The organism is Aequorivita sp. KMM 9714 (assembly GCF_011065475.1).
GTDB lineage: Bacteria > Bacteroidota > Bacteroidia > Flavobacteriales > Flavobacteriaceae > Aequorivita > Aequorivita sinensis.
In genome coordinates, this window is record NZ_JAAGRO010000004.1 from 207,347 (window position 1) to 225,228 (window position 17,882).

The 17,882-nt window shown below is 32.1% G+C and carries 17 protein-coding genes; 5 read left to right on the forward strand and 12 right to left on the reverse strand.

The genetic code is table 11. The features are described from left to right. Nucleotides 1-1,209 carry a restriction endonuclease subunit S gene (locus G3A46_RS11170; RefSeq protein WP_165149820.1) on the reverse strand — a complete coding sequence of 403 codons (1,209 nt, stop codon included), beginning with the start codon at nt 1,207-1,209 and terminating at the stop codon, nt 1-3. Continuing rightward, on the reverse strand, nt 1,206-2,705 hold the full coding sequence (locus G3A46_RS11175) for a class I SAM-dependent DNA methyltransferase (protein WP_165149822.1): 1,500 nt from the start codon (nt 2,703-2,705) through the stop codon (nt 1,206-1,208). Before G3A46_RS11175 ends, G3A46_RS11170 begins: the two co-directional genes overlap by 4 nt. Before the next feature lie 436 nt (nt 2,706-3,141). Here G3A46_RS11175 and G3A46_RS11180 point away from each other — a divergent pair, with 436 nt between their 5' ends. After that, entirely contained in the window at nt 3,142-3,519 is a 378-nt protein-coding gene (locus G3A46_RS11180) for a hypothetical protein (protein ID WP_165149824.1), read from the forward strand. A 294-nt stretch (nt 3,520-3,813) separates the two neighbouring features. Here the strand turns inward: G3A46_RS11180 and G3A46_RS11185 are convergent, their stop codons facing one another. The 4 genes from G3A46_RS11185 to G3A46_RS11200 all read right to left on the reverse strand — a co-directional run bounded on the left by G3A46_RS11185 (nt 3,814) and on the right by G3A46_RS11200 (nt 6,701). Then, on the reverse strand, nt 3,814-4,284 hold the full coding sequence (locus tag G3A46_RS11185; RefSeq protein ID WP_165149826.1) for a hypothetical protein: 471 nt from the start codon (nt 4,282-4,284) through the stop codon (nt 3,814-3,816). Nucleotides 4,285-4,517: 233 nt separating this feature from the next. Beyond that, nucleotides 4,518-4,901 (reverse strand): hypothetical protein, encoded by a 384-nt coding sequence (locus G3A46_RS11190; RefSeq protein WP_165149828.1) that lies wholly within the window; start codon nt 4,899-4,901, stop codon nt 4,518-4,520. Between the two features lie 141 nt (nt 4,902-5,042). After that, a complete protein-coding gene (locus G3A46_RS11195; RefSeq protein WP_165149830.1) occupies nt 5,043-5,591 on the reverse strand; it encodes a DUF6794 domain-containing protein in 549 nt (182 codons plus the stop codon). Between the two features lie 465 nt (nt 5,592-6,056). Beyond that, a complete protein-coding gene (locus tag G3A46_RS11200) occupies nt 6,057-6,701 on the reverse strand; it encodes a hypothetical protein (RefSeq protein WP_165149832.1) in 645 nt (214 codons plus the stop codon). Nucleotides 6,702-7,306: 605 nt separating this feature from the next. On the opposite strand from G3A46_RS11200, the gene G3A46_RS11205 reads away from it, so the two are divergent. The 4 genes from G3A46_RS11205 to G3A46_RS11220 all read left to right on the forward strand — a co-directional run bounded on the left by G3A46_RS11205 (nt 7,307) and on the right by G3A46_RS11220 (nt 9,851). Then, entirely contained in the window at nt 7,307-7,714 is a 408-nt protein-coding gene (locus G3A46_RS11205; RefSeq protein WP_165149834.1) for a hypothetical protein, read from the forward strand. Between the two features lie 157 nt (nt 7,715-7,871). Further along, the gene (locus G3A46_RS11210) at nt 7,872-8,426 is read left to right on the forward strand and encodes a hypothetical protein (RefSeq protein ID WP_165149836.1); all 555 of its coding nucleotides are present in this window, start codon (nt 7,872-7,874) and stop codon (nt 8,424-8,426) included. 28 nt (nt 8,427-8,454) lie between these two features. Further along, nucleotides 8,455-9,486 carry an HNH endonuclease domain-containing protein gene (locus G3A46_RS11215; protein WP_165149838.1) on the forward strand — a complete coding sequence of 344 codons (1,032 nt, stop codon included), beginning with the start codon at nt 8,455-8,457 and terminating at the stop codon, nt 9,484-9,486. After that, nucleotides 9,486-9,851 carry an HIT family protein gene (locus G3A46_RS11220; RefSeq protein WP_165149840.1) on the forward strand — a complete coding sequence of 122 codons (366 nt, stop codon included), beginning with the start codon at nt 9,486-9,488 and terminating at the stop codon, nt 9,849-9,851. Before G3A46_RS11215 ends, G3A46_RS11220 begins: the two co-directional genes overlap by 1 nt. 361 nt (nt 9,852-10,212) lie before the next feature. On the opposite strand, the gene G3A46_RS11225 is transcribed toward G3A46_RS11220, so the two are convergent. From G3A46_RS11225 to G3A46_RS11250, 6 genes are all read right to left on the reverse strand, one after another. Beyond that, on the reverse strand, nt 10,213-10,488 hold the full coding sequence (locus tag G3A46_RS11225) for a hypothetical protein (RefSeq protein ID WP_165149842.1): 276 nt from the start codon (nt 10,486-10,488) through the stop codon (nt 10,213-10,215). Between the two features lie 26 nt (nt 10,489-10,514). Then, nucleotides 10,515-10,985 (reverse strand): hypothetical protein, encoded by a 471-nt coding sequence (locus G3A46_RS11230; RefSeq protein ID WP_165149844.1) that lies wholly within the window; start codon nt 10,983-10,985, stop codon nt 10,515-10,517. A 231-nt stretch (nt 10,986-11,216) separates the two neighbouring features. Next, a complete protein-coding gene (locus tag G3A46_RS11235) occupies nt 11,217-12,764 on the reverse strand; it encodes a DEAD/DEAH box helicase (RefSeq protein WP_165149846.1) in 1,548 nt (515 codons plus the stop codon). A gap of 325 nt (nt 12,765-13,089) precedes the next feature. Continuing rightward, nucleotides 13,090-13,452 carry a hypothetical protein gene (locus G3A46_RS11240; RefSeq protein WP_165149848.1) on the reverse strand — a complete coding sequence of 121 codons (363 nt, stop codon included), beginning with the start codon at nt 13,450-13,452 and terminating at the stop codon, nt 13,090-13,092. Nucleotides 13,453-13,855: 403 nt separating this feature from the next. Next, the gene (locus G3A46_RS11245; protein ID WP_165149850.1) at nt 13,856-16,153 is read right to left on the reverse strand and encodes an AAA family ATPase; all 2,298 of its coding nucleotides are present in this window, start codon (nt 16,151-16,153) and stop codon (nt 13,856-13,858) included. Nucleotides 16,154-16,272: 119 nt separating this feature from the next. Continuing rightward, a complete protein-coding gene (locus G3A46_RS11250) occupies nt 16,273-16,659 on the reverse strand; it encodes a hypothetical protein (RefSeq protein WP_165149852.1) in 387 nt (128 codons plus the stop codon). Nucleotides 16,660-17,882 lie beyond the last annotated feature (1,223 nt).

Genomic DNA, 17,882 nt, shown 5'->3' on the forward strand with positions numbered 1-17,882 from the left:
TTATAAGTTACTTTTAAACCCCTCAACCCGCAACTGCCCACTCATGAGTTTAGGCAATAAAGTGTCTCTAGTTTTGGTTAGAGATTGGATTTGTTTGGAATTATTTAAAATTTTATCGAAAACAGGTTTTATTAATTTATCAAAATCTTTTAAAGCTTGATTAGATGGTATAATTGTTTCGTAGTACCTTAATATATCGGTTTTTAAATTCACAAATACGCTCCCGCTACCTTGTTGAACTAATTTTGGTCTAATGTGTAAAAAGAGTAAATACAAATACTCATTTGATACGATCGAGCTAGGGAAATGCATCCAACCATCATGAACACAAGTGTCAACAGCTAAAAACTTTGGCATACCTGGTGTAGCACTATTGGATAAAACTAAATCACCCGCTTTCTTTAAGGTTGTTTTACTTAATCCTTCAACTTTAATATGTTCTTTTATTTCAAAAATATACGGAGAGTCAGTTGCGGTTGCATCTGAAATCTTTAACCATCTATAACCAGAATCTGAAATATAATCTTTAATCGGTCTGGGGGAGCCACCTCTCTTAATTACTGTCAAATCACCAATTTCACCAACTCGCCAACCCTCTGGCAATTCATCATCCACTTGGTATTTCCCAAACCACTCTTTAAAAATGGTTTGTGCTAGGGTTTCTAGGGTTTGGTTTTGGGCTTGTAGATTTTCTATTTTATCATCAAAGGCGGTTAATACTTGGGCTATAGCTTTTTGTTCTTGGAGATCATCGGGTAAAATTAAATCTATGTTTCTAACTATATCGGTTTTTAAATTTTTAAAAACACTCCCACTTGCAGAATGATTTAATGTTTTTCTAAAAAAAAGAAAAAAATAATATAAATATAATTTATCTATGTTTTTATAATCATCAAAAACTAACCAGCCATCATGGACGCATGCATTAATAGCCATAATTTTTGGAATTCCAGGAGTGGCACTATTAGAAACAATTAAATCTCCAGGTTTGACTGATGTACTTCTTCCTTCTTCAATTATAAACTGTTTTGTACTTTCAATATATTTATTCATTGAAGAAGTAGCATCTGCTATTTTGACCCATGGTATGCCATTCTCTGAAAGATAATTATGTATTGGACGAGGAGATGATCCTCTACCAACTTTAACTAAGCTTCCCATTTTAACTTCACTCCATCCAATTGGAATCTTTCCATCTATAAACTTCATAACGAAAACCCAATTTTAGCAAGTTGTGCTTTAATCTCTTGGTTTAGGGCTTCCTCTTCCTGCATTTGTTGTTTTAGGGTTGTGGTAAGGTCTTCCATTTTATCTTCAAAAGGAATCCCGTCGTCCTCTTCAGGGAGAATTCCAACGTAACGACCAGGTGTTAATACATAATCGTGTTTTTGTATGTTTTCTAACGATGCACTTTTACAAAAGCCTTTTTCATCCTCGTAGCCATCATCTTTTTTCCAGTTATGATAGGTATCACAAATCTTAGCAATGTCTTCTTCAGAGAAGTCTCTATGCACACGAGATTTCATGAAACCCATTTCTGAAGCATCAATAAATAAAGTTTTGTCGCTGGTTTTATTACGGCGCATAAACCAAATACAGGCAGGAATACCTGTGTTATAGAATAATTGCTTTGGTAAAGCTACGATGCACTCTACTAAATTTTCATCCACAAAGTTTTTACGGATATCGCCCTCGCCCGAAGTATTAGAGCTTAAAGAACCATTTGCCAATACCGTTGCCATAACACCCGTAGGCGCTAAGTGATAAAGCATATGCTGTAACCAACCGTAATTAGCATTCCCTTTGGGCGGGATTCCGTATTTCCAACGTGCATCCTCTTGCAAAATATCCACACCCCAATCGCTTTGATTAAACGGTGGATTGGCAATAACAAAATCGGCTTTTAAGTCAGGGTGTGCGTCTTTTAAAAAAGAGCCTTCGGTATTCCAAGACACGAATTTGGAGTTGATATTGCGAATAGCCAAGTTCATCTTAGAAAGCTTCCAAGTCGTTTGGTTACTCTCTTGCCCATAAACCGTAATATCTTTTATGTTTCCTTGGTGTTCCGTAACAAATTTTTCACTCATCACAAACATTCCCCCAGATCCACTTGCTGGGTCATATACTCTACCTTTGTATGGCTCAATCATTTCAACCATTAATCTCACAATAGCCTTAGGAGTATAGAACTGTCCGCCTTTTTTACCTTCGGCATTGGCAAATTCGCCTAAGAAATACTCATACACTCGACCAAAGAGGTCTTTAGAGTTTTCATTTTCGGCTTGTAAGTCGGTGTTGGAGATTAAATCGATAAGTTCTCCTAAAGCAGTCTTATCTAAGTTAGCCTTTCCGTACACTTGAGGCAGTACATTTTTAAGTTCCTTGTTTTCCTTTTCTATGGCATCCATAGCTTCATCCAAGGTTTGACCAATAGAAGGAAGCTTGGCTTGTGCATGAATATGACTCCAACGCGCCATTTTAGGAACAAAGAAGACATTCTCGGCCAAATATTCATCGCGGTCTTCAGGATCAGACCATTCATCCGCTTCCAGTTTATGATACAATTCTGCAAAGGATTCAGAAATGTATTTTAAGAATACAAGTCCTAAAACTACGTGTTTATACTCTGCAGCGTCTATGTTTTTACGCAATTTATCTGCTGCTTTGAACAGGTCCTGCTCAAAATTATTTTTTGTTTTTGCCATTTATAAGATGATACTCTTTTTGTGATTAATTATTTAATAAAATTTTTCTCTTAAATTAAGAGAGTACATACCATTCCCTTTTTGGAAAATGTTACTATCAATAAATTTCAAGGGGAGATAATTTCAAATATAGTATTTATATTAGGAATTTATTAAGAAGTTTTTTAACAGTTTATAAGCATTTGTAAAAGTGCTATTGTTGTAATGAAATAAAAACAAACTAAAGTTTAGATTTTTGAACGAAAAATGATATTAAACAAATAATGACGTTTTAGAAATTATTGCTGGCAAATAACTTGAAAAAGCGATTAGACTATATCTTTTAAAATCAACCTTTGAAAAATTCTTTGAAAAAATAGTCAAAACATCTGCGTGAGATTTAGTTTCTTTATATGTTTAAGTTTAAAAATCGTTGAATCTATAAATAATTGAGGATATGAATTATGTAGAAATATTGGAAAAATTATGTTTGTCAGATAAAATTCCCGAGAATAAAGATTTTCTAATGCAAACTTTCAATTACCATCCAAACTACGAAGTATTAAATTTAGCAATAATTGAAAAAGCTAAGAATGAAGAAACACATATCAGCTTTGATTTTATTGACACTGACATGAAAGGATTTAAAGAAAAATCTATTTCCGAGGTGGAATATAATTATCGACGAATTTATCCTTTCAGCGGTGGTAGTGCTTTAATGAATACATTTAATTATCCAAAATATTTAGCTGCAAGAGGATTCAAGGTTGAAATCAGAGCGGCACAAAAAAATCACGGTTACCAGTCAAAATCCTATTATATAAGTTGGGTATAAAATAAAACTATCCTCAAGGAGGGTGTTTTAAGGAATCGATAATTAATTTTATATTACCTTGTTGGATCGCCGTAAATTTTTCTAATTACAAAAGCCGAAATCCAACCCACTATTACAAACCACAAGTTCAATTTTAATATTGTTAATACTCCGCCTAACAAGTAAGATAGTCCTCCTAACGTTAAACCCAAATTCCTGAATTGGTACTTAGAAGAAGTAACTAAAATAAAAAAACCTAGTACACTGGATAATCCTCCAACTATATAAAGTAGTATTTGCATTTTCTTTTTACTTTTAGTTAAAATAAATTATTAATAAATATGGTATAATAATTAAACTGAAAAATAACAGAACTTCAATTATTGATAATTTATCTGGATCAGGTGCTTTTCCTGTCACTGCAAATTTCACCAAATCCTTAGTTTTAATTTTTTGATTTTCTACCTCTTTAATGATAAATTCTCTATTTCTTATTAAGGCAATAATTCCAAATACCTGACCTACACTAAAAAATGCACTAGCCCAAAAAAGCCCAACCCACCAATTAGATACAAAATAGGCTACGATACTTCCAATCCCACATATAATTAAAAATGAAGTCAAGTTTTTCGGTTGTCCCTTTATAATTATTAGCATGAAGATTATCATTCCGATACCTCCAATGTGATATAAATTTAGGTTATTGGTGAAAAATCCAAAAAGGAATAAAATCAGATATCCAATTCCAATAAAATTCTCGATTAAAATTAAATAGTAGTTTTTCATAAAAATTTGGTTAAGTTTTTAGTTGGTTTAGTCATGTAAATTCCAAAAATGAATACAATAACCTACACAGAAATAATAGATTGAGCATATCCGGATTAAAGCTTGGAATCTTCTATGAGAGGCCTATGTCCCAAATCGTTTTTTTATTCTCCCAAGTAGAAATCAGAAAACAAATGTGTGGCCAAATTATTGTATCCAGTCTCACTGCAATATTTTTAATTTGTTGTAACCTATCAATCTGAAAACCGTATATCATTTTTGGCCTCTGATTTCTCTAGTAGATAATGCAAAACTAAAAGGACCAATGGAGCAATTCCCCCTAATACAAATAAGTAATTGAATTCATCTCCAAGACTATACATATAAAAAGCTGCCAATAAGTTAACACCTAACATTATTGATGCAAACAAGATTCTGTGAGAAGGAGCAACTAGGCCCGCTATTCCTACAGCAATCCATCCGCTTATAAATTTGAGAAAATAAAGGTCAAGAAAATCAGTAATGGTCCTAAATGGAATGAAGAAATTTAAAATTTTCGAAAATATGCTTGGCAGTATTGTAGAGGCAATTAGTCCGGCTGGGATTGCTATTATATACAACAAGATTTTTTTCCACATGATTTTTATTTTTGATTTTTTGTTACAGGATTGTATTTAAAAGATTCATTTTATAAAGTGTAAGCTTCATACGTGGTAATTATATTTTTAAATTAAGTCAGATAATTTTTCGATTATCGAGTTAATTGGGTGTTCTATCCATCATTCTTGGTCTTCATCTTTTAAATACTCCCAAAAATAATATACTAGAATTGAAGATACATTATCCGCACAGGGCTCTTCTATATCAAAATCTAAGGCAAGATCAAAGTTACCCCGATAAAGACCGAAATAGTTCCGTATCCAATGGGACAATCCTCCAATTTGATTAAACCTTTTGTCGAACTGTTCCCATGTCATATCCTGCATTTCCGAACATTCTTCTGGAGTATAAAGTGATTTAAGAATTATTAAAGCCTCTTTTATATTCCTCGGCCATAAATCTTGATCATTTGTCTTATCATTAATGAGATAAATTTTATAATTATCAAAGGTTTCCGCAGTGAACTTTTCTATATCTCTTTCATTGCGGCTAACAGGCACTCCAGCAACAGCCATTTTTTCTGCCAAAAAATAACTAGGTGTAGTTTCTTTAACTCTGTAATGGTGAATTTGATCCTGCTCGGTACAAAAAAGGAAAATTGTGTTGTTTATTTTAAGTTCACCACCAAAAAACAAGGGTTCGTTTTTGGCCTTTATTTCATATTTCATTTTCTATTCTTATTTTGGATTTTTATTTTATCGGTTCCCAAGTATTAGAGGGCAAACCAGACAGGTCACATTTTCCCTATAAATATGATTACAATATTTAGTTATTTCACTATGTCTATATGTACTGCATATCCATTGCCTGACATATCTGCGATTATCAGAGTTTCTACATCCCCCGATATTTTCACAATAAAAATAGCATCTTTCCCAGGCCTAATTACTCTAAAAGCTGTTTTATCGTCAAATAGCCTTGGTAAGTTTCCGATAAGTAATCTACTTCATTTTTTTTAATTTACCTTTTAAAAGACCACCTGCTTTGGGAATGATTTTCAAATATGTTTCACTTATGTCCACTTCTTGTCCACTTCTGCATCATTAAATGATTTAATCCACTCAAATTTTTGTTGGTTTTTAAAATGCTCCCTGGATTGGCGCTATACAATTTTAATTTCATCATGGTAATAACTATAATTGATTTAGTAATTCTATCGCTTGGCTGTCTCCCAATTTGGCTGCTTTTAATAAATACCGTTTTGCTTCTACCCTGTAACCACCATCGAGTTCTATTCCTCGTTTATAAATTGAACCCGCCAAAACAAGGTAATCCACGTTTTCAGACTGAATCTCTAGAGCTTTTAAAATATTTTCCTCTGCATTTTGCAAACAGTCGAATAATTGACCTATATATGCTGGAGACATTTTCATCAAATTGAAAGTCTTCAAATAATAACAGTGCGCAGTTAAATAAGCAGCATTCGATTTGTATAGAGTGTTATTTACGTTTTCAATATTGTATTTACAAATTGTAATACAATCGTTATAAGAGTCTATTTCGAAATATATATTCGCTAGATTATTAGAACTTAATTCTTTCGTCCAATGTGAGAATTCATCATTTGTAGAAATACTATTTCGGTAAAATTCAATAGCTCTATCCGTTTTATTTAATTCTTGATAGGCTCTTCCCAAATAAAAATTTAATTGCGAATCATCAAAACCACTCTCCCTAAGCGTAGTTGACAACTCAATTACCAGTTCGTAATCAGATGTATTGTATTGTGAATAATAATGAATTTTTGATATTACTGTTTGGTAATCTTCTTTTCGCATTTTAGTTTTAATTAATTTGTTTTTTAGTTAATCTTATTTTTTCATGTTTGCACATTTGGGCTATGAACTTCGGGCCAAAAAACATGTGTTTTTCAATAATCTAAACTACCAACTACAGGCCGCTAATTACAAATTTCCCCAATTAGTATTACCATTAAAAGCCACAAATTAAAACAATAAATTCATTTAAGTCAATATCAAAAATTCCCCGCTAATACCCCTTAACATCACGCCCCCTTCGCAATTCCCAATTCATCCATAATATTGAAAATTCGCAAAAATCATCCATCTGTCAATCACCCCACTACCCAACTATCAAAACTTTCGGAAGCAACGTGTGCAATCCTAATTTTTTAATTCCAATAGCTTGTTTCATTATTAATTTACAGAATATATTTAGCGTTAAGGTTTTACCCTTCTTTTTTAAATAATCCATTTATAAATACATAATCATTCTGTATCTCACATTAACCATTACATATAGTTCAATACCACACAGGTTAACCAAAATTAGTCTAAAAAAAACAGTTAAAAATTTGGGTATTTTTATTTAATTTGTTGGCAATAATTCGAAATAAAAATAGACAAGCATGAAATTAACAAACTTGAAATCAATCCTTATTATTGGTTTTTTTGTACTAATATCGAATCTAACTTATGGACAAGTGTACAAGCTGAAAACCACTTCTGTGTCCTTTAAAAATAAAATAAATGATTACAAATGGAGTGATTGGTCAGATTGGGAAGAGACCTCTATTTTGGTTGTGTTGGACAACGAAAAGTCAAGATTTACAATCTATTCTAAAGAAGTTCAAGTTTATGATGTCGCTGAAAATGAAGGAAAATCCACAGACTCTGACGGAGATGATACTTGGTCATTTTTTTGTGTGAACGAAGATGGATTAAGGTGTAGAGTTAGACTTGTAAAGCTAAATAGTCAAAATGGACAGAATCAATTGTACGTTGGATTTGATGATGCACAATGGGTCTATAATTTATATAGTTTGGATTAAAACTACAGCCAATAGATTATATAACTTATATCAAGAAAAGTAATAAAATTAGAATTCGTGTTCTTAATCGATTTCGTTCCAAGTCCACAAGGTAAGTGCTTTAAAGCAAGCATAGGTCATATATACAAACCCTTAGTAAACATATAAAACAATAGTTATGAGATTAATAATAACATTTTTGCTCACGATAATTCTATTTAATCATACTTACACGCAAAATAATTGGGTAACTGCAATAATTCCTGACAAAGAATATCAACCAATTGGTAAAGACAATCGAGCTAGCTTTTTAAATTTTTATTATGACTTATCTTATGTTAATGGAAAAAGTAATAGGAATAAAGATAAGACGTATTATTATAAAATTTATAATGAAACAAGAAGCGATTTTGCGAATGTTTCATTAAAACAACAAGATTCTTATCTTCTTATATCAGCGGATTTTAAATGGAATGAGAAATATCCAAAATTAAACTATGCTATTAAACTATCGGATTTTGAGTATTTAGGAACTAATAGTATAGGAAATCGTGCATATATTTATAGTAACTCCAAATACCTAGCTGTCTTTTATGAGCCAAGTTCTGAAATATTTCAATTAATATATTTTCCAGTTAAGTTACTTACAGGTAAAACAGGTCTTTTATATTTTGATATAGCCCACGATCTAGATAATTTCAAGCTTAATGGCTATATTAGAAGTTTAGAATAAAAAATCTGCCACCGCGAGTATAAACGCAATGACTGAATTTCAAATAAATGATCCAAGTTTAGAGTCTCAATGGAGAGCGTTAATTTTGTTTGGCAAAAATTCAGCGACCTACAAATTCGCATTCGCAAAAAGTCTTTTAGAATTAATAGAAAAGGAAACCACTTCTATTTCATTAAAAGAATTAGCTAGACCATTTGCAAAAAACATAACAGAACATCTCAAACAAAGTGACAAACAAGGAAATTCAAGCTCAAGTAAGTTTCTAAACTTTTGTAGAGATTTTAACAATGGGAGAATTGATGAAGCTCAACTATTACATCAGACTGAAAGATTAGGTTTCGTTAATGTAGTTGACGCTTTTCAAAATGTAAATGGCGGTCAAATTCCAAATCTATTCTACGAGAAAGACTATTCAAAAAGAAATAAGAGAATTGTTATCACAGACAACTTACTCAAACTTAAAGAAAGTTTCCACTTTCAAAACTTTGAAAATGAAACCGAAGCGAGATGGAACTTGGTTGAAACGGCATGGAACCTACAAATCAATCCAAACCTTCTTGAAGTAAAATATGACGAAGCCGCTTCCCTTTTCTTTCTCGAAAACGACTTTATGCGAAGGGTTGATATTACATCTGTTAGAGACTCTCTCAACGGATATCAAAAAGGTAAGTGTTTCTACAGTTTTATGGACATTTCAATTATTAAAGGCAGTTCAGAAATCTGCCATGTAGACCACTTTTTACCACACGTGAATAAACAAATTCATGCTAATAATAATGCAAACATAAATGGAGTTTGGAATTTGGTTTTGGCCCATTCTTCGATAAATAGTACAAACGAAAAGGGCGCTAAAGTACCAAATCGAAAGTATTTACAAAGACTATTCAATCGCAATGAGTTTTACATTAGTAGTAAACACCCATTAGCTGAAACCATTATAAATCAAACAGGAAAAACAAAAGAGCTAAGACGTGCTTTTTTAGAAAAACAATATAATCTCGCACTAGAAAATTCTATTATCACCTGGACACCTAGTGAAGAACTTGAAGGAACTTTTTAATGAGTGTATTTTCAAAAATATCAAATGACAAAAAGATTTACTCAGGAGAGCATTTCTTTTTAATCTATGACGGATACCCTGTATCTCCAGGTCATATTCTAATTATTTCTAATGAAGAAAAGTTGGACTATTTTTCATTGAGTAAAGAGGAACAAAACGAATTGAATTTACTTATTGAGGTAGCAAAAGAAATAATAGAAAAAGATCAAAAACCAGATGGCTATAATATAGGAATGAATTGTGGTAAAGCAGCTGGACAAACCGTAATGCATTTTCATTGTCATGTAATTCCTAGGTATTTCGGAGACATGGAAAATCCCAGAGGAGGTATCAGACATTGCATAAAAGGAAAAGGTTATTATTAATATATATTGCAATAACATATGCATAATCGTAAGCAATAAAAAGAACGAGTTGATTAGGCAACTTTTACAATTGAAAAACCAAGGAAGACTGCAAGCTGATTTTGAATTTAAAAAAAGACAGTTTTAACTTGAAAGTCAATATAAATCGTTCGGAAAAACATAGTGGATGGGTAAGATTTTGTTATAGTACAATAATGAATTAAATAGTTGAAAATGGTGGACGTTTAGCTGAACGATGAATCTAAAAGTAATAGGATGTCTGGTAAGAAATAATAATTGATGGCGTTGGATTTGTTAAATATTACAACTGACTTGACTATAATAAATAATACCCCGAAAAGCTGTGATCAAAGCATCAGTATTATTCCAAACCGTCTACTTCAAGTTCCCAATAAACACGTTTATCGTAATCGTATGCATCAATAGCCCGTGGATCATCAATAATTTTTTTGTCCAAGGTTAATGTAATATATCCCCCATTACTGAAGTAAATTGTAGCTTCGTCACCATCAAATTCTACAGTGACAAAATACCAATTACCCGTGTCATATGAATATGCAGTACAATCAAACTCAATTCCGTCAATGTTTTTACCATTATATTCAGCTGAATATGCAGTGGATAAGATTAAAAACATTAAAATAAATGTTGTAACTCTAATTCTCATAATTTTCTTTCAAATGAAACTACTCCTAATTTTTGATAATTAAAAATGCGCATTTCAAATGAAGAGTTATTCTCTAATTGTATTGAATATATTTTCATTCCATTTTCCAATTTCTTTACTAAATATTGTTCAAAATTATCTTCCAATTCTTGAGTGTCAATATTTACGTTTTTCCATATGAAGCTAATACTATATTTATCTTTTTCGATGAAAAAGTCACAATTATCCAATTCGGACATTTTCCACCAATAGTTTTTATCTAAAATAAATTCATATCCGTATTTATCCATTAGTTCATTGAAAACGGAATGCGGCATAGTAATAGTGTTAAAAATATTATTCCAACTCGGAATTAAGAAAGCTGTACCACTCCGTAGTTCAAAGTCAAATCCATACTCATCTTTATGTTGAGAATAACTAGTTACAAACTGCAAAGCGAAAAATAGAATAATCAGTTTTTGTTTCATAAATTAGTTTTTAATTGAATATATATATTAGTTATAATAAGTGCTGGACAAAATTGTAATCACATTAGTGTTCTATTTAAGCCTAAACATTTGTTCTTTAATTTTTATTATACAATAATCAATAGATTTTGGAGTCTTCATAAATAAAGCATTGCCTTTCTGTCCAACATCAATCCTACTTTGCACACTTTCTTCTCAGAAGAATTATTTTAGTTAATGATCCCACTTAAATCATGTTAAAACCTCATTGAATACTTCACTCAATTCTCTTTTTATTAAATAAATCTCATCAGAGGTTAATTTCCTTCGGGCTGTTTCACCATTATTCTTTTCAAAAGCATTTTTTCTATTCCTATTTTTTCTTTTTAAATATAGGTCCAAATTACTTATTAATTCATGAGCACTTTTTCTTATTTTTCCTTTTTCCCTATTTGTAACTAATTCATGGTTCTTTATGTTTACTCTAAGTTTATTTAAAGTGTATTTTATATTACTAAATTTATAATCCTCAACTGTTTTAATTTGAGTATTAGTAAGGCTTAAAATGTATGTTAATTCTTCTTTTAATTCTTGAACTGTAGGTTCTAATATAAATGAATCACTTTCCATTAATTCATCAAATCTTATATTTTGTAAAATTTTGTTTTTTCCTGAATATAAATTAGTTTCAGTTTGAGGTTTCTGTTTATTTCCATCATTCATCTCAAGACCTTTAAGAGACCAATTAAAGTCTTTTCTTATGGATCCGTGTTCATATATTAAATTTGCACAATCTATTATTAAACCATAATTATTTGGCTTATATCTTAATACCCTTCCTATCTGTTGGATATAAAGACTAAGGGATTTTGTTGGTCTCGCAAGTATTACTGTTTCAATATCCGGACAGTCAAATCCCTCTGTGAAAATATTTATATTGAATAACACTTTAATTTCATTGTTTTTAAACCTTTCAATAATTAATTCTCGATCCTCTTTTTTGGTTTTGCTATCAATAAAGTCACATTTAATTAAGTTTGATTTAAACCTTTCTAATAATATTTTCATGTGCTGAGTATCTACACAGAAGATAATTGTTTTTCTGTCCTTCGAATATAAATTAAAAGCTTGAAAAACATCAGCAATCTTATTTTCAGAAGACATGTATTCAGATAATTTATTTTGTTGATAGTCATTTAATCTTTTATCCACTACAATATCTTCAATTACCACATCTCTTAGGGATAAATGTTTGTACTGCGATAGAAATTTATTTTTTATAAACCATTCAATACTTTTTGACTTTATTAGAGAATCAAAAATTTTCTCAAAACTTTCACCGTTTAATCTGATAGGTGTAGCAGTAACCCCTAATAATTTACTTTCTTGATAAGTATTGATGAGTTTTTTGTAAGATCTTGACAAAATATGATGTGCTTCATCTACTACAATTAAAGAAACATTTTGTGGTTTTTCTTTTTTTCTGATTAACGTTTGAAGAGATGCAATTTGAACTTGTCTATTAGGCTCATATGTCCTTCCTGACATTATTATTCCTGAAAATATTCCAAACAACCTTAACCTAAGGTATATTTGCTCAACTAATTCCTTTCTATGAACAATAATTAAAACTCTTTTATTTGGTTGAATTTCTTTTATTTGTCGTCTTACAATTGCAGAGAAAACGGTTGTTTTACCAGTGCCTGTAGGCATTTGAATTAAAACAGAATTAGTTTTATTAAATACTTCAATTGTGTTTTCAATAATTTCGGTTTGGTAGTTCCTCAATGTAACACTCATTCCTTAAAAAATTAATGGATTAAGTTATCTGACTTTTTTAATACTTTTCCATTGTTATACATTGTTATCCATTGTTATCAATTGATTGAAAACTTAGTTACAACCCCCACTGATGCACGATTGCATCTGAAATGGACAATAATTCTTAGCAAAAGATGAAATATTATATTAGGCAAAGTTTAACGGTTTCATTGCAGTCACCTAACTCTATTTTGGTTATTTAGAAAATATGAAGATATCGAATCCAAAAGGCTCTCAACCTTTAAATAGCAATTGCTGGTGAAAGGTTAGAAGAGTTTTTATTTTACGATAATGAAAAATCGAATCATTTTATAATATTTATATTCTTAGGATCACGCAACACTATCTGTCCCTTCTCATCATATTCTTTAACAGTACCGGTCACAGCTATATGTTTCCCTTCATATTCACTTAAATCTAATTGAAATTTAGACTGATCCCTTTCCCAAACTACTACTGTAAATGAATGGTTAGGAAATTGACCTCCAAAATTTAGATATACAGGTTTTCCTTGTGTACTTTTTGCGGCATACACCTGAGTAACTACACCACAAACGGTAGCTTTCTTGTCTTTATACTCTAGTGACTGATAAGCATTTATAGTGCAATCTTGAGAAAAAACGACTGTTCCACACAAAAGGAATAACGAAATTAGAAAAGGCTTCATATAATTGGATATTTATTTTCAAAGAAACAGATTTTTAGTTAAAAGAACAACCGAATCAAAACGAATTTTCGTTATTATAATTGCTTTGTTATTATTTTTCACAATTTTTTACAGATCCGAAACACCTACAAAATCCACTCCCCAACTGGCGCACGATTGTATCCCTTCCCAATTCCTGTTATTCATCAAAAACTCGTTCCAAAAAATGATTCAGCATCCTTCAAACATAAGACAATCAGCAACCCAACTAATTTGCAAATTCTTTCAATTAAAAACATAAAGCTTCCATTACACCTATAAGAAAAACTTAGGCACTAATCTCGAAGCCTCAGGAGGCTTAAATAAAGTTGATTTTGGTAAAATTAGAGGGTTTTGCAACGGATACCGGTGTTGTAGCCTGTGCTTATTCTCCTAACAACCCTTTCCAATGCAATTCGTCATTATTTTTAATATAAGTTAAAAGTTCTTCGACAGCTCCTTCAATTTGAAGTAATTTATCATCGTGACGCTGAACTTTTTCTACTTGATTTTGATGAGAAAACCAATGAAGCAGTTTGGTGTTATGATATGGTCTGTCAGTTGGATTAAAAACCTCTTTAACTCTTCGGTCAACTTCTTTTTCACTTGGATATTTCATTAATGTATAAAGCTCCAAAAACCTTCTTACGGCATTTGGTAATATTAAAAAATTTGGAAATTCTTCTTTGTCTTCTAATTCTGAAAAAGCTTTTATTATTTCAAATAAACCTACATATTCAGACTTATGGCTACTAAATGCTTTTGGTAATTTTTTTATAGTTGCTTTACTTTCTTTTAGCCGTTGAATATAGTATAATGGTCTTTTATTTTCACTAGCTTCTTTGTTAGTTGGGCCAAACAATCTAGTATCTAATAATACTGATAGAAATTCAAAACTATGGGTTGAAATAAAGAGTTGTTTAAAATTGTTTTTTGAAAAAAAGTTATGAATCAAAGACCTAACTTGAAAAATGTGGTTGCTGTCTAAACTTGATATTGGGTCGTCAATAAAAACTATAGTTTTCTCGAGCTTTGATTCTTCATTTAATGATTTAAGCTCTGTTAGGAAGTAAGAAAAAGCAATCGCTGATTTTTCACCCTCGCTAAGATTTGTAGCAGGAAATGTATCTCGCTTTAAAATAAACTTGTCATCTGAAATATCAATTTTTATATCGTCTCGATTTAGCAATAACTCCAAACTTGTGTTTAGTTCCTCCTTGCCCTTAACTTTATCGCTTAACTGAGAATTCAAACTCAAGATTTCTTTATCATTATCAGCTATTCTTTTTTCAATCGTGTCAATTATAGATTTTGCTGAGTTACTTTCCTTTTCTTTGGATAAATAGTCTTCAGATTTTAAGTATTCTGCAACGTAGTGATTTAATATTTTATTTACCGCTTTTTGTTTTCTTTCATCAAATTCAGACAGCCAAATGTTATGCTTTTTGAGAATAACCTCAATATTTGAAACGTCTCTAGCTAAAGAAACTTCATCTATATTCGATGCTGAAATAGAATTGAAAATGTGTTTGCCTTTTGAGTAAAGGTCTTTTTCCAAAGTTTTGAGTTGATTCTTGTAAGCTTTTAGATTGTCTTTGTAAGAAGCAATATTCTCTTGATATTCCTTTCTATATGCCTCACCTAATTTTAATTCATTCTCAAATGTTAAAGAAACTAACTCTGTTTCCTCCTCAATTCTCTTTCTAATTCTAGATATCTCATCTTGAATCTCTTGTAGTTTTTCAGAATAATAAGAGTTTAAATTTTCGATTCGATTGTTAGGTAAACTGTTATTGCAAAATTTACAGTTTTCTCCTTTTTCGTGTAAAGTAAGACCTTTTTGAACCCAATCAAAAAGTTCCTTGTCCTCGTCTAATTCCGGGAATGGTATTGCTTTAGGAGCAGAATCTTCAAGTACTTTTTTAACATCAGAACTTAAAGAAAGTAGATTTTCGCTAAACTTGAAATCGTCATCTAGTTCCAAGAAAGTATTTTGTGATAATGCCTGTTCTTTGGTTTCATTTTTCTTTGTTGAATCCAAAATGTGTTTTTCTAAATCGGATTTAACAATATTTGCTCTGATTTGGAAATGAGACTTATTAAACTCGTGAGTTTGAAATAATCTTGGCAAATATTCGTCACGAATCTCCTTTGCTTGGTCAGAAAATTTTCCATTTGGCTTATTATATTCAGAGAATCGATTTGCAATTATCTTGTAACGTTCTTCCTTTATTTTGAAAAGTCTTTCATTTTCTTTTTCCAGTTTATCAAGTTTTGACTTAATATCTCCAGCTGGATCTCCTAAATAAAATGAAATGGGTTCAATATCTGAGCCTGGTAAATCCCAGGTAAAAACCCTTTTCATGTATTCTGAATTGAAAACTTTAATTATGAATGGGCAATCGGTAACGTTTTCTTGATTTACTGAAATTGAATTCTCATCGTGTTCTATTTCAAAGTCAAATTCAGAACCTTTAAAATGCCTTTCGGCATTCTTAAATTCTAGAAGTTCGAATAGTTTTGATAATGTAGTTTTACCTGAATAATTCCAACCATATATGAGGTTTTTCTTTTTAAAATCATCCAATTGATTCCAAGAAAAATCCTTATAAATTCCAAAGTTTTTTATTCTTGAAACTTTTTTAATCATTGTTTGGTTTGCATTGGCTACAACGGTTTGCATATGGCTTGGGGCGGTTTCGAAGCACTTTCCTGTCCACCGAAACCAAAGCTGGCTGCGGAGCGAAAGCCTTGCTAGTAGCCATTCACCCGCAATAAGCTATATGCGGTGTTGTACGTTCATTATTTATCTTTTATTTTATCCCACAAAAGAGCAATTCCACCAATTATTATTATCGCTCCAATACCTATTACCCAAATCGAAGCTACGATTGTTTGAAGCCAGGCTAATCCTGGTATTGCACAAACTATCCCGAGCCCTATCAAACAACCGCCAAGAGTTGAACCTCCCTCTCCATTTGGTTTTTCATTGGCTTTAGAAACAATCCAACCTAAAGCGAATAATATAACAGCTGCTATTAAAGCTTTACCTGTAAATCCTAAAGGTGGAAGTCCAATGTTTTCATCACCGGGATAATATCTACCTCTTGGCTCTCTATATTGAGCAAAAACAATATTCGTAGCTAATAAAAAAACTACAACAGGTATTTTGGTAATAATTCTTTTCATCTTTTCACTTTAATGACGTACAACATAAGTATACCCGAAGTATCATATTAATTCATGGCGTATATATCGCATATACCCGCAATTATAATACTATCACATTCAAACATAGCACAAATAATTAAAATTTTATTACGGGAAGTAATATCTTGTCAAATAATTGTCAACAATTACACCTAAACAATATGAATCTAACACCAATAACCTTAAAAAACATTACAAACAAATAATTATAATAAGAAAAGAAATTATGGACATTATGATGACAAGTCGGCAATATATTGAAGTTCGGGAGGCAGGTAAATAGGTGTTCGTCAGTCGTTCCGCTTTGTTCCGCAAAACATCCCGATAAGGGTATACAAAGCAACTATTCTTGCATATATTAAAAATGTATAGCTGCCCTTGTCGGGACCATAACTAGCACCACTGCGGCGACACGTCCTCGTTGGCGCTAGTTATTTGTTTTGCTTCACACGCTACTCTCCTTCCTCACCCGTGGCTACTTCATCCCCCCAACCCCCGTTAAGGTGCCTGCCCGATAGCAGGCGGGTTCGCAAGCTCACCACTTAATAATTGGGGGTCTGCCGCCACTTGATAATTGGGCGAGCCTGCGTGTCGCTGCGGGCTGATCGGGCTGTCACGATTTTTGCAATCCCAATGCCTACAGTCGCAAAGTTTCCCTCATTCCTGCCTCATTCACTCAACTTAGCCACTTCCAGCAACCCGCACAAGAGTAGCTCCTTCCCTCCACTACACGTGCCTACGTACCTTTATTTCGCAATTCCTCAACAATAAATTAAAAAACAGAAACTCAATACTTAAAAACAACTGTATAAATATTATCAGGCATTGCTCCATTCCGGCTCCGACTCGTTCCGTTACTATCAGTCGCTACCCTTGTCTTTCCCAACACCGAAGCAAAAAATCGCGCCAGCCCTGCCGTAAACGGTAGCTGTCTGCCGCCCTCGACGCTCGTTCTTTTGCATCCAGCACCCTTGCTCCGCTCGCAGGCGGCTCGCCTTAGTTTACCTGCCGAATAAAAAATAGTGAAGCAATCAAATCTCTATAAATAAACATCCGAATTGAATAAAAGCCGAGCAAGAAAAAAGTAAAAACTCAAACATAAGGCAAAGTTACAGGCGTGCGGATGCGAGAGCTGCAAGGGTTCACTACGCCTGTATGAAAAAATCTCCACCTTATCAGGTAGTATTTTTCCATCCATCCCT

Coding starts and splice junctions, on each gene's coding strand:
- G3A46_RS11170 (WP_165149820.1), bottom strand. CDS start 1,209: ATGAAGTTTATAGATGGAAAGATTCCAATTGGATGGAGTGAAGTTAAA.
- G3A46_RS11175 (WP_165149822.1), bottom strand. CDS start 2,705: ATGGCAAAAACAAAAAATAATTTTGAGCAGGACCTGTTCAAAGCAGCA.
- G3A46_RS11180 (WP_165149824.1), top strand. CDS start 3,142: ATGAATTATGTAGAAATATTGGAAAAATTATGTTTGTCAGATAAAATT.
- G3A46_RS11185 (WP_165149826.1), bottom strand. CDS start 4,284: ATGAAAAACTACTATTTAATTTTAATCGAGAATTTTATTGGAATTGGA.
- G3A46_RS11190 (WP_165149828.1), bottom strand. CDS start 4,901: ATGTGGAAAAAAATCTTGTTGTATATAATAGCAATCCCAGCCGGACTA.
- G3A46_RS11195 (WP_165149830.1), bottom strand. CDS start 5,591: ATGAAATATGAAATAAAGGCCAAAAACGAACCCTTGTTTTTTGGTGGT.
- G3A46_RS11200 (WP_165149832.1), bottom strand. CDS start 6,701: ATGCGAAAAGAAGATTACCAAACAGTAATATCAAAAATTCATTATTAT.
- G3A46_RS11210 (WP_165149836.1), top strand. CDS start 7,872: ATGAGATTAATAATAACATTTTTGCTCACGATAATTCTATTTAATCAT.
- G3A46_RS11215 (WP_165149838.1), top strand. CDS start 8,455: ATGACTGAATTTCAAATAAATGATCCAAGTTTAGAGTCTCAATGGAGA.
- G3A46_RS11220 (WP_165149840.1), top strand. CDS start 9,486: ATGAGTGTATTTTCAAAAATATCAAATGACAAAAAGATTTACTCAGGA.
- G3A46_RS11225 (WP_165149842.1), bottom strand. CDS start 10,488: ATGTTTTTAATCTTATCCACTGCATATTCAGCTGAATATAATGGTAAA.
- G3A46_RS11230 (WP_165149844.1), bottom strand. CDS start 10,985: ATGAAACAAAAACTGATTATTCTATTTTTCGCTTTGCAGTTTGTAACT.
- G3A46_RS11235 (WP_165149846.1), bottom strand. CDS start 12,764: ATGAGTGTTACATTGAGGAACTACCAAACCGAAATTATTGAAAACACA.
- G3A46_RS11240 (WP_165149848.1), bottom strand. CDS start 13,452: ATGAAGCCTTTTCTAATTTCGTTATTCCTTTTGTGTGGAACAGTCGTT.
- G3A46_RS11245 (WP_165149850.1), bottom strand. CDS start 16,153: ATGCAAACCGTTGTAGCCAATGCAAACCAAACAATGATTAAAAAAGTT.
- G3A46_RS11250 (WP_165149852.1), bottom strand. CDS start 16,659: ATGAAAAGAATTATTACCAAAATACCTGTTGTAGTTTTTTTATTAGCT.